The organism is Pantoea sp. AN62, assembly GCF_050432985.1.
Taxonomy (GTDB): Bacteria; Pseudomonadota; Gammaproteobacteria; order Enterobacterales; family Enterobacteriaceae; genus Pantoea; species Pantoea brenneri.
Window position 1 is genome coordinate 125,169 of sequence record NZ_JBNPYB010000016.1, and the last position, 10,793, is coordinate 135,961.

The 10,793-nt window shown below is 56.9% G+C and carries 13 protein-coding genes and 1 tRNA gene; 3 read left to right on the forward strand and 11 right to left on the reverse strand.

Going from position 1 to position 10,793, the window contains the following annotated elements; translation table 11 throughout:
* The 9 genes from ccmI to ccmA are packed head-to-tail and all read right to left on the reverse strand — an operon-like array spanning nucleotide 1 to nucleotide 6,955.
* Nucleotides 1-1,212: a c-type cytochrome biogenesis protein CcmI gene (ccmI, locus tag FHW04_RS18740; RefSeq protein WP_031375911.1), complete on the reverse strand. Its 1,212-nt coding sequence runs from the start codon at nucleotides 1,210-1,212 to the stop codon at nucleotides 1-3.
* Entirely contained in the window at nucleotides 1,212-1,667 is a 456-nt protein-coding gene (locus tag FHW04_RS18745; protein WP_031375910.1) for a cytochrome c-type biogenesis protein, read from the reverse strand. The genes ccmI and FHW04_RS18745 overlap by 1 nt, the downstream gene beginning before the upstream one ends.
* On the reverse strand, nucleotides 1,664-2,221 hold the full coding sequence (locus FHW04_RS18750) for a DsbE family thiol:disulfide interchange protein (RefSeq protein WP_094106361.1): 558 nt from the start codon (nucleotides 2,219-2,221) through the stop codon (nucleotides 1,664-1,666). Before FHW04_RS18750 ends, FHW04_RS18745 begins: the two co-directional genes overlap by 4 nt.
* Entirely contained in the window at nucleotides 2,218-4,176 is a 1,959-nt protein-coding gene (locus FHW04_RS18755; RefSeq protein WP_031375908.1) for a heme lyase CcmF/NrfE family subunit, read from the reverse strand. Before FHW04_RS18755 ends, FHW04_RS18750 begins: the two co-directional genes overlap by 4 nt.
* Nucleotides 4,173-4,658, reverse strand: a complete 486-nt coding sequence (gene ccmE / locus FHW04_RS18760) for a cytochrome c maturation protein CcmE (RefSeq protein WP_031375907.1) — start codon at nucleotides 4,656-4,658, stop codon at nucleotides 4,173-4,175. Before ccmE ends, FHW04_RS18755 begins: the two co-directional genes overlap by 4 nt.
* Nucleotides 4,655-4,888: a heme exporter protein CcmD gene (gene ccmD / locus FHW04_RS18765; protein ID WP_031375906.1), complete on the reverse strand. Its 234-nt coding sequence runs from the start codon at nucleotides 4,886-4,888 to the stop codon at nucleotides 4,655-4,657. The genes ccmE and ccmD overlap by 4 nt, the downstream gene beginning before the upstream one ends.
* Nucleotides 4,885-5,625 (reverse strand): heme ABC transporter permease, encoded by a 741-nt coding sequence (locus FHW04_RS18770; RefSeq protein WP_046288510.1) that lies wholly within the window; start codon nucleotides 5,623-5,625, stop codon nucleotides 4,885-4,887. The genes ccmD and FHW04_RS18770 overlap by 4 nt, the downstream gene beginning before the upstream one ends.
* A gap of 53 nt (nucleotides 5,626-5,678) precedes the next feature.
* A complete protein-coding gene (gene ccmB, locus FHW04_RS18775) occupies nucleotides 5,679-6,338 on the reverse strand; it encodes a heme exporter protein CcmB (protein ID WP_031375905.1) in 660 nt (219 codons plus the stop codon).
* Nucleotides 6,338-6,955, reverse strand: a complete 618-nt coding sequence (ccmA, locus tag FHW04_RS18780; RefSeq protein WP_089561971.1) for a cytochrome c biogenesis heme-transporting ATPase CcmA — start codon at nucleotides 6,953-6,955, stop codon at nucleotides 6,338-6,340. The genes ccmB and ccmA overlap by 1 nt, the downstream gene beginning before the upstream one ends.
* Nucleotides 6,956-7,197: 242 nt before the next feature.
* On the opposite strand from ccmA, the gene FHW04_RS18785 reads away from it, so the two are divergent.
* The 3 genes from FHW04_RS18785 (at nucleotide 7,198) to FHW04_RS18795 (ending at nucleotide 9,613) form a co-directional block, all read left to right on the forward strand.
* Nucleotides 7,198-8,127, forward strand: coding sequence for a formate/nitrite transporter family protein (locus tag FHW04_RS18785; RefSeq protein WP_031375903.1), 930 nt, complete (start codon nucleotides 7,198-7,200; stop codon nucleotides 8,125-8,127).
* Nucleotides 8,128-8,202: 75 nt separating this feature from the next.
* Nucleotides 8,203-8,277: transfer RNA gene (locus FHW04_RS18790), tRNA-Arg, on the forward strand.
* 163 nt (nucleotides 8,278-8,440) lie between these two features.
* Nucleotides 8,441-9,613, forward strand: a complete 1,173-nt coding sequence (locus tag FHW04_RS18795) for a tyrosine-type recombinase/integrase (RefSeq protein WP_089561970.1) — start codon at nucleotides 8,441-8,443, stop codon at nucleotides 9,611-9,613.
* 3 nt (nucleotides 9,614-9,616) lie between these two features.
* Here the strand turns inward: FHW04_RS18795 and FHW04_RS18800 are convergent, their stop codons facing one another.
* Both FHW04_RS18800 and FHW04_RS18805 read right to left on the reverse strand, forming a co-directional pair.
* Nucleotides 9,617-9,940, reverse strand: coding sequence for a LexA family protein (locus tag FHW04_RS18800; protein WP_089561969.1), 324 nt, complete (start codon nucleotides 9,938-9,940; stop codon nucleotides 9,617-9,619).
* A gap of 1 nt (nucleotide 9,941) precedes the next feature.
* Nucleotides 9,942-10,181: a DNA polymerase V gene (locus FHW04_RS18805; RefSeq protein ID WP_089561968.1), complete on the reverse strand. Its 240-nt coding sequence runs from the start codon at nucleotides 10,179-10,181 to the stop codon at nucleotides 9,942-9,944.
* Nucleotides 10,182-10,793: the final 612 nt, after the last annotated feature.

A 10,793-nucleotide genomic window follows, 5' to 3' on the forward strand; every position in this document is an offset into this window, starting at 1 on the left:
TCAGGGCTGCTGTTGATTTATTTCTACTGCCATCTGCTGATGGCCGTCCCAGGGCATAACCGCACTCAGACCAAACCAGTCACCCGAACGCGCGTTGGCACTGCCGTCGCGGGAAATGCGCGCCCGTACCTGAAGCTGATGCTGCGCCGACAACAGGCGATCCGGCATCATCGCATTGCTGTCATCCAGCGTCAGCGATAACGGAAAGTGGCTGAGCGGCAGGCGTTTTACCGCCACCGGCACCGGCGAAACACCGTCAGTGACAGAAATATACAACACTCCGCCTTGCGGTAATATTTTTTCTGCCTGCGGCGTCAGGCTGATACTGAGTGCCAGCTGGCTGCTCTGTTGCCCGGCCGCGGTTTTGGCCTGCTCAATGCTGCGGGCGATCATCACACGCCGCTCATCGTTAGCCGGTAACAGCGTCAGCAGCGTTTGCCAGGCATCAATCGCCTGATCATATTGCTGTTGCTCAAAAGCATTAAACGCCAGCAGGCCCAGAGTACGCAGGTTGTGCCGATCGGCCTTAAGCAATTCGTGCAGCAGCAGCGCCGCCTGGCGGTTATCCTGCGGATCGCTGGAGCGGGTCAGCACTTCGGCGTAATCCTGCTTCAGGCCGGGATCGTTAGGTGCAAGCTGCAAAGCCCGTTCAAACGCCTGGCTGGCGATGCTGGCGTTATTCAGCACCATGCCGAGCCGTCCCAGCATGGTCCAGTCGTTAAGGTTGTCCGGTTCCGACTGCAGTGCACTGCGCAGCCCGAGCTGCAACCGCGCCAGCTCCTCCATCGTCAGCGGCTTCGCCGCCGGGTCCATCAGCCGTGCCCGTAAGGCAGGATAGTCCTGCTGCACCTGCATCCAGCCGGTCAGCTGCGCCAGGCCGCCGACTTTCAGATAGGTCCCCAGCGACACCAGCAGCAGCACAATCAGGCCGGGCAGTAATATCCAGCGGCTGCTGCTGTGCGCCTGTGCGGTCTGGGTGGGCGGAATATCGGCCAGCAGCGTCTGTTGCAGCTCCCGCTCCATGACCGGCCGCTCCGCCACCACGCCCTGCTCTTCATCTTCCGCCAGTTCGCTCAGACGCTGATGATAGAAGCGCTGATTGAGGCGATCGCGATCGCCAGCGCTGGCCTGCCGCTGCCGCCAGCCTGCGGCAAGGAACAATACACAGGCTGCCAGCAACAACAGTAAAAGGGTGATCCAAAATGCACTCATTACGGCTTCCTGTCTGACTTCAGTAGCGCATCAAGACGCTGTTGTTCATCTTCATCCAGCTCGCTGCGGGTTTTACGCTGGCGACTGCGCAGCACGATAACGCATCCGCCCAGCAGCACGAACAGCGCCGGTCCGACCCATAAAATCAGGGTAGACGGCGTAACCGGCGGCTGATAAGTGACGAAGTTGCCGTAACGCGCCACCATGTAATCGATAATTTGCTGACGGTCCTGGCCCTGCTTCATTAGCTGATAGACCTTGAGTCGCATATCCGCCGCAATCATCGCGTTCGAGTCGGCGATGCTGTTGTTCTGGCATTTCGGGCAGCGCAGCGAGGCGGTCAGATCGCGGTATTGTTCTTCCTGCGCCACTGAATCGAACTGCAGGGTATCGATAGACGCCCACAGGCTAAAGCTGAACAGCAGCCCACAGACCAGCAGTAACAGACGCCTCATGCTCCCGCCTCCTTACTGTATTTGATCCACAACGGCTTCACTTCCTGCTGCCAGACGCGCTCATTCAGATCGCCTGCATGGCGATAGCGGATGATGCCTTTGCCATCGATCAGGAAGGTTTCTGGTGCGCCGTAGACGCCGAGATCCAGCCCGAGCATCCCGTTGCCGTCATACAGGCTGAGCGCATACGGGTTACCCAGCGTATTCAGCCAGCTGCCCGCTTTGTTGCGATCGTCTTTGTAGTTCAGCCCGACCACCCGAATGCCCTGCTCCGCCAGGCTATTAAGGTAGTGATGTTCGGCCCGACAGGTCGGGCACCAGGTGGCCCAGACGTTAAGCAGTATCGGTTTGCCGTCGGTCAGCACCTGCTGATCGTAAACTTTACCCGGCTGATCGAGCGCTTCCAGCCTGAACAGCGGCACCGGCTTGCCAATCAGCGCCGATTCCAGTCGGGTCGGATCGTCACCGTCGGCATTGCGCGCCAGCTGCCACAGCAGCGCCGCCGCCAGCAGCAGAAACAGCACTAGCGGGATAAACAGGATTTTCTTATTCATGCCAGCTCCTGAGGGACCGTTTTTTTGCGGGCGCGATAGCGAGGATCACACAGGCAGAACAGGCCACCCAGCGCCATCAACAGGCCGCCGAACCAGATCCAGCGCACAAAGGGTTTGTAATAGATCCGCACTGCCCAGCCACCATCATCCAGCTCTTCGCCTAACGCCGCGTAGAGATCGCGGCTGAAACCGCCGTCAATCGCCGCTTCGGTCATCATGGTGCGTGCGGCAGTATAGAAACGCTTTTCAGCCTGCAGCGTCGCTTCCGGTTTGCCGTTGCGCGTCACGTCGATCACGCCTGAACCGCCGCTATAGTTAGGGCCCTGCAGGTTCTGCACGCCACGAAAAACAAAGTGGTAATGATGAATGTCCACGCTGTCGCCGGCCTTCATCCGCACATCGCGCTCTACGCTGTACTGGGTGCTGAAGGCAATGCCAATCACCGTCACGCCCACGCCAAGATGGCCCAGTACCATGCCCCAGTGACTGCGCGAGAGATGACGCAGCCCGGCAAAGAAGGTATGGCGATGGGTGGCGCGCTCATGCAGTTCCAGCAGCGTCAGCACAATGATCCACAGCGACATCATCAGCCCGACCACGGTCATGGCGGCAATACGATCCTGTAACCACCACGGGATCACTATCGAACCGGCCAGCGTCACGATCAGCGCCAGCGCCAGTCGTTTCGCCAGTTTCTGTGGCTCGTCACGACGCCAGCGCACCAGCGGTCCAATCCCCAGCAGCAGGGCAAACGGCGCCATCAGCCAGCTGAACATGGTGTTAAAGAACGGCTCACCCACCGAGATGCTGCCCAGTCCGAGCTGCTTATGCACCAGCGGCAACAGCGTGCCGAGCAGCACCACCAGCATGGCGGCAATCAGCAAGACATTGTTACCGAGCAGGAAAGATTCCCGTGACCAGGTTTCATTCTGCACCCGGCTACGCACTTTTCCGCCCTTGATAGCGTACAGCAGCAGCGAACTGCCAATCACAATCACCAGGAAGGCGAGGATAAACATGCCGCGCGCCGGATCGGAGGCAAATGAGTGCACCGAAACCAGCACCCCGGAACGTACCAAAAAAGTCCCGAGCAGGCTGAGCGAAAAGGCCGTAATCGCCAGCAGCACCGTCCAGGCTTTAAAGGTGCCACGCTTTTCAGTGACCGCCAGCGAGTGCATTAACGCGGTGCCCGCCAGCCACGGCATGAACGAGGCATTTTCTACCGGATCCCAGAACCACCAGCCACCCCAGCCCAGTTCGTAATAGGCCCAGGCCGAACCGAGCACGATGCCGATGGTAAGAAACACCCAGGCCGCGGTGGTCCATGGGCGTGACCAGCGAGCCCAGGCGGTGTCGAGCCGTCCGGCCATCAATGAGGCAATAGCAAAGGCAAACGCCACCGAGAATCCGACATAGCCCATATAGAGCAGCGGCGGATGGAAGATCAGACCGATATCCTGCAGCATTGGGTTCAGATCGTGTCCATCAATCGGGAAATCGGGCAAGGTGCGGCTGAAGGGATTTGAGGTCAGCAGGATAAACAGCAGGAAACCGAGGTTAATCATTCCCATCACCGCCAGCACGCGTGCCAGCGCATCCTGCGGCATGCCGCGACTGAAGATCGCGACCGCCACGGTCCAGGTACTCAGCAGCAGCACCCACAACAGCAGTGAACCTTCATGGGCGCCCCAGGTGGCGGCGATGCGGTAATAGATCGGCAGCAGGCTGTTGGAGTTGGTGGCAACATAGCTGACGGTAAAATCATTGGCAATGAAGGCCCAGACCAGCAGCAAAAATGCGGCTGCAATCAGCACGAACAGGCCGGCAGCCAGCGGACGCGCCATCGCCATCAGGCGGGCATCCTGGCGCACCGCGCCCCACAGCGGATAGGTGCTGAGCAGCAGTGCAATGCCCAGCGCCAGGCAGAGCAGAAAGGTTCCGATTTCCGGCATCATGATGACTGTTTTCCCGGCTGATACAGCGACTGCGGGCCGTTGTGATTTTTCTTCATCGCGTCTTCAATCTCCGGCGGCGTATATTTTTCATCGTGCTTCGCCAGCACTTCTTTGGCGATAATCCGGTTGCCAGTCTCCAGCACTCCTTGCGCGACCACGCCCTGCCCTTCTCTGAACAGGTCCGGCAAAATCCCTTCAAAACTGACGCTCACCACGCCGCTGGCATCATAAAGTTTGAACGACACCGCAAGCGTGTTGGGATCGCGTTTGACGCTGCCCGGCATCACCATGCCGCCGACACGCAGCCGTTGTCCCGGTTCCGGAACTTCATGCGCCTCGCCTTTGCCATACAGGATCTCACTTGGGGTATAAAACAGATCGATGTTCGAGCGCAGCGCATACATCACCAGCGCCGTGGCCAGGCTGAGGCCGATCAGAATCGCCAGCACGGCATACAGACGATTACGTCGACGGATATTCACAGGCTTTCTCCTGCCGCTTCAGCGGCGGCTTTTTTACTCTTCGCTGTCCGGATGCGACGTTCGCGCGCCTCGCGCTGGCGGATCTCTGCCAGTAAACGGCGTCGTGTCAGCAGGGTATGCAACACCAGACCGATCAGCGGAATTAAGGTGCAGGCGACGGCCAGCCAGACATAGAAGGCGTAACCGCCCATGGCGAAGAAGGCGTGCCATGACGAAAATGCCGGCGTCATGCTTTCTCTCCCTTGTTTGCCACGCCGATCGCCCACGGACGATGGCGTTCGGTTAATAAAATCAGATTACGTAACCGCATCAGGGTCAGGGTGAGAAACAGCAGCAGGTAACCGAGAATCGACCAGCGCAGCGGGGTACGCATCACCGGCGCGATGGCCTGCTGCAGTATGCCGGACGAGCCCTGATGCAGGGTATTCCACCACTGTACCGAGAAGTGAATGATCGGCAGATTCACCACGCCAACCAGAATCAGGATACCGGCGGCACGACCGGCAGTACGGCGGTCATCAAAGGCGTGATAGAGCGCAATCACCCCCATATAGATGAACAGCAGCACCAGTTCCGAGGTGAGGCGCGCATCCCAGATCCACCAGGTGCCCCACATCGGTTTGCCCCACGCCGAGCCGGTAACCAACGCAATAAAGGTGAACACCGCGCCGACCGGTGCCATCGCGGCAGAGGCCAGATCGGCCATCTTCAGCTGCCACACCAGTCCGCAAAAAGCGGCAATCGCCATCGAGGCGTAGATGCCCATCGACCACATCGCGGCCGGAACGTGGATATAGATAATGCGGAAACTGTCGCCCTGCTGATAATCAGCCGGTGCGTAACCAAATCCCCAGATCCACCCTAACAGCAACGACGCCAGGCCCGTCACGGCGAACCAGGGTATCAGCCGACCAGACCACTGATAGAGCCGCTCGGGTTTCCCCAGTTGATGTAACGCTTTCCACATATCAGCCACTCACATTTCGGTAAATTATGGGTCGCCGCGCCGGTCAGACGCGGTCATTGCAGGGTAATCCGCAGCGCCGCCGCAGTAGCAAACGGTGACAGGGTGGCGCTGACCAGCAGCATCGCCCCGAGGATCGCCAGATAGCCGCCAATCGGTAAACCCTGCCCGGCGGCCTCAATCGCCGCGCTGGCGAAAATCAGCACCGGAATCGACAGCGGCAGCACCAGCAGGCTCAGCAGTACGCCGCCTCGCCGTAAACCGACGGTTAACCCGACGCCGATCGCCCCGAGAAAACTCAGGGTCGGCGTGCCGATCAACAGCGTTAACGCCATTGCCCACCAGCCATTAAAATCGAGCGATAACAGCAGTGCCGCCAGCGGCGACAGCACAATCAGCGGCAAGCCGGTTACCAGCCAGTGCGCAATCACTTTCCCCAGCACCGTGACCGGCAGTGGCGTCGGCAGCAACAGCAGTTGCTCAAGTGAGCCATCGATAAAATCATCGCGAAACAGCCGCTCCAGCGCCAGCAACGATGCCAGCAGCGCGGCGACCCAGGCGACACCGGGCGCAATGCGCGCCAGCTGTTGCGGATCGGGTCCGATACCCAGCGGAAACAGGGTGATGACGATCAGAAAAAACCACAGCGGATTAACCACATCGGCCCCGCCACGAAAGGCAATACGCAATTCACGCTGGATGAGGCGCAACAGCATCAGATTAACTCCGTCGCGCTCAGGCGAATTTTACGCACCCGCGCCGTCTGGCCGGGCAAGTCCTGATGGGTCGTCAGGATCACCGCCCCGCCGTTATCGGCATGCTGAGCAAATTTCATCATTAATTTTTCGATGCCCGTTTTGTCGATGGCAGTCAGCGGTTCATCCAGAATCCACAAGGTGGCGCGACTCAGCCACAAACGCGCCAGCGCCACCCGCCGCTGCTGGCCTGCCGACAGCTGCGCCACCGGCACTTCTTCGTAACCCAGCAGATCGACGCTTTCCAGCGCAGCAAAAATCTGCGCGTCGTCGCAGTCAGGATGGTAAAAGCGCAAATTTTCCAGTGGGGAGAGCACGGCTTTCACGCCGGGATGATGCCCCAGATAGAGCATCGATGCGTGCCAGCGTTCACGCTGCTGCTGGATCGGCCGATCGTGCCAGCGAATCTCGCCCTGTTCTGCCCGGCTTAATCCCGCCAGCAAGCGCAACAGCGAGGTCTTACCGGCGCCGTTCGGTCCCTCAATCTGCACAATGTCACCTGCTTTGACGCTGAACGACAGCCGATGGAACAGCGTCCGTTCAGCGCGAACACAAGAGAGCGTAATGATTTCCAACATGAAGGGGGAATCGCACCAGCTAAAAAGAGGCCAGGATAATACCATAATGTTGCTGTGGGCCGAAGTCTGCACCGCCGTTGAGACCGACCGTCAGGAGGCGATATGTGCGGTCCGCCACGCTGTTTGCTTAAAAATGCAGCCGCGAAAAAGCTTGTTACGCTTATTCATATCGACCGTTACATTATCGGCAAATAAAAAGCAGCTACGCTTATTACGCCACAGCACTATCACCAGGAGAAAATATGAAGCCTTCATCAGGTAACCAACAGGGTCACAATGACGTTGAAAGCGATGAAAAGGACGAGGGAACGGAAATAGAAGTCGATGAGGAGGCGTTACCTTCACGTGCGGCGGCGATACATGAAGAGATCCGTCAGGATGGGGAAAAAGAGCTGGAGCGCGACGGCATGGCCCTGCTCTGGTCAGCCATTGCGGCTGGATTATCGATGGGCGCCTCGCTGATGGCGAAAGGGATTTTCCAGGTTCATCTCGACGGAGTACCCGGCGCATTTTTACTGGAAAATCTCGGTTACACCTTTGGTTTTGTGATTGTCATTATGGCGCGCCAGCAGCTGTTTACCGAGAACACCGTGACGGCGGTATTACCGGTGATGCATAAACCGACCTGGGGTAATGTCGGTCTGCTGCTGCGTTTGTGGGGCTTTGTGCTGCTGGGCAACCTGATTGGCACCGCGCTGGGCGCGCTGGCGTTTAATGAGATGCCGATTTTTGATGATGCGACCCGTCAGGCGTTTACCAACATCAGCATGAAGGTGATGGAAAACACCCCTGGCGAGATGTTTGCCAATGCGGTGATCTCCGGCTGGATTATCGCCACCATGGTGTGGATGTTCCCTTCAGCCGGCGGTGCCAAACTGGTGGTGATTGTGATGATGACCTGGCTGGTAGCGCTGGGCGATCTGGCGCATATCGTGGTCGGTTCGGTGGAAGTGCTCTATCTTGTGTTTAATGGCAGTATTCCCTGGCACGAATTTTTCTGGCCATTCGCCCTGCCTACGCTGTTAGGTAACATTACCGGCGGCACCCTGATTTTTGCCCTGATCAGCCATGCGCAGATCCGCAATGACATGAGCGAAGCGGCGGTCGCCAAAGCCAAGGCCGATCAAAAAAAGCAGGAGAAGCGCCGTCAGCGTGAAGAGCAAAACGGTTAAGTTGCTGTCGGAATGAGCAAACGCACGGCGTCGTAGTGAATTTCTGCGCCTATCTGCGCTATACTGCGCGCCGTCGTCCTCTTAGTTAAATGGATATAACGAGCCCCTCCTAAGGGCTAGTTGCAGGTTCGATTCCTGCAGGGGACACCACATTCTACAGAACCCGCCTCCACCGACACGAACAAAACCCCTTCAGTACTGCGCTCCGCAATCAATCATACTCAACCGACGCGAACCGACACGAATTGACTACGCCGACTTTTTGCGGGCATATTGTGGGCACACCAAAAACTATGCCCGGAATTATGCCCACATGCTGACCGTCAAGCAGATTGATGCTGCACGCCCTAAAGAAAAGTCATATCGCCTGGCGGATTCTGCGGGTCTGTTCCTGTTCATTCCACCGACCGGGAAAAAGGTGTGGCGCCTGCGGTACCGGTTTGACGGGAAAGAGAAGACGCTCGTCATCGGTCCCTATCCGGAGATATCCCTGACTGAAGCGCGCGCCCGGCAGTCTGAAGCAAAGATGAAACTCCTGGCCGGCGTCGACCCTGCAGAACAGAAGCAATCACTCAAGAAGAAAGAGAAGGCGGCGGATGCTGATACCTTCGGCGACATCTTCAAAGAGTGGTATGCCCACAAGTCTAAGGTATGGTCGCCGGGCTACGCTGACGAGCTGCACAGAATGTTCACTGACGACATCCTGCCGATCATTGGTCATATGAAGATGGAAGAAGTTGAGCCGATGGTGTTGCTGAAGGTTATCCGCCTGTTCGAAGAGCGTGGCGCGATGGAGAGAGCGGATAAGGCAAGGAGGAGGTGTGGCGAGGTTTTCCGGTATGCGATCGTAACCGGGCGGGCAAAGTACAATCCTGCACCTGACCTTGTGGATGCCCTGCGTGGGTACAGAAAAGAGAACTACCCTTTCCTGCCTATTAACCGCATACGTGATTTCCACAAGGCGCTTGAGGGGTATGGTGGCAGCGTGATCGCAAAGATTGCAGCGCAGGTTCTCCATTACACTGCCCTGCGCACCAAAGAGCTGCGATCGATGGCATGGGCGAACGTCGACTTTGAGACCAGGCTCATCACGATTGATGCCGAAGTAATGAAGGGGCGGCGCATTCACATCGTGCCAATGTCCAGCCAGGTGGTGGAGTTGCTCACCTTTTTGAAGAAAGTCACCGGCCAGTACGCACTGTGCTTCCCCGGTCGCACGGACCAGAAGAAGCCAATCAGTGAAAACACCGTGCTGGGCGTGATTCGCCGTATCGGATATGAGGGGCAGACCAGCGGGCATGGTTTCCGCCATCAGTTCAGCACCGTCATGAATGAGATGCACTGGAACAGCGATGCCATTGAGGCGCAGCTGGCGCACGTTAACTCACAAGGAACTCGAGGCATTTATAACCACGCCCAGTACCTTAATAACCGCAGAGAGATGATGCAGCACTGGGCGGACTGGCTTGATGGAAAAGACGCTTAACGCCTAAATAGTCGGCCGGTATGGCTCATACACAGCCAGCACTTCGGCCGTCACCTTTCCGAGAACCACTACCCCATCCAATCCCTGACCGTCGATCGTCTCGCCATCCTGAGTGATGATGCCGCTGGGGAACAATTTCCCAATCTGCGGGTAATCCTCAAGCTGATATGCCACGGTGTCACCTGGCTTCATCCGGGCAGAACGGTCAACCAGCACAAATCCCTCCGGCGTCTCAACACGCATCATATTGGCCGGGTTCGGCATCAGAATGCTGTTCAGGTTAAGACGCTGCTCAATATGGTCCTGCGCAGGAGATGGAAAGCCCATGTCAGATACCCCCGTTCGGGTTGAACTGCTTGTACGTCTTAGCTTCACCCTCCTGAGTAGAGACGTCCCGGAACGTCACCGTATGCGACTTTATCCACTGATTGGCTTCACGCAAGCTGAAGTGCCAGTTGAGAAGCTCCAATTGGCGAACAAACTCCTGAGTAGTGACAGTGACGCCACCATCCGGGCTGCGCCTTATGGCGTTTACAAATGCATCTTTAATCTCATAATCCCGCGGCATGACAAATCCTCCATTGATAAATACTGTATGGATAAACAGTAATATCGATCGGTGGTTTTGATCAAGGCGGAGCGGCTCACAAATTTGTAAAGGTGTGGTCGTGAAAGGGATTTTAGTTTGGCAACAGCCGCGGGGAGTGACTAATCTCAAATCACACCCCGTTACCTGCTCAGACAGGAGCGGTCCGTTCTGCCCCGTCGCCGGGGCTTTTTTAACATGAGTGATGAATTCTAAAATGCACCACAGGTTTAGTTAATTTTTTGCTGGCTCCTATCTACAGTTAAAACTGAATAAACCTTGGAGAAAATGAAGTCTGCTGACGCTTTAACGGCGTGACGAGAGAGCGCATATGCAACCATGAAAGACAAGGCTATGCACATTACCACTCTGATATAAGTGAAATCATTCAGAGAGTAAACGCTAAGAGATAGATACTTGATAAATACGCCGTGTATAAGGTAAATATAAAGAGAATATTTACCAAACCTTGCTAGCATCTTGTTTTCAAACCCAGAATGGCTTTGTTGAATAAATCGAACTTTTGCTGAGTTGAAGGATCAGATCACGCATCCTCCCGACAACACAGACCATTCCGTGGCAAAGCAAAAGTTC